This is a genomic window from Pararcticibacter amylolyticus, from assembly GCF_003130405.1.
Taxonomy (GTDB): domain Bacteria; phylum Bacteroidota; class Bacteroidia; order Sphingobacteriales; family Sphingobacteriaceae; genus Arcticibacter; species Arcticibacter amylolyticus.
The window spans coordinates 1-258 of sequence record NZ_QEAS01000153.1 but is presented as its reverse complement, the minus strand read 5'-3'; the positions used below and the strand labels follow the sequence as shown (position 1 = coordinate 258).

Genomic DNA, 258 nt, shown 5'->3' with positions numbered 1-258 from the left:
TTTATCTGTTGTACTGTTGATGACTAGTCCCAGCCGCCCATGTCCTTCTTCTCGCCGACCATCACACTCTTTTCTGACTTCACTGAGGGTTTTACTTCATTTTCTTTCTTGCAGGAAGAAAATCCTATTCCGAATAATACTGCTACGATTAATGCCTTTTTCATTGTCTTTTCTTTTTGTGGGTTGTATTTCTGTTTTTATCTGTTGTACTGCTGATGACTAGTCCCAGCCGCCCATGTCCTTCTTCTCGCCGACCAT

General features: G+C 42.2%; 1 protein-coding gene. It reads right to left on the bottom strand.

From position 1 onward, the window contains the following. Positions 1–23: 23 nt before the first annotated feature. Positions 24–164, bottom strand: coding sequence for a hypothetical protein (locus DDR33_RS26415; protein ID WP_158280886.1), 141 nt, complete (start codon positions 162–164; stop codon positions 24–26). Positions 165–258: the final 94 nt, after the last annotated feature.

Coding starts and splice junctions, on each gene's coding strand:
- DDR33_RS26415 (WP_158280886.1), bottom strand. CDS start 164: ATGAAAAAGGCATTAATCGTAGCAGTATTATTCGGAATAGGATTTTCT.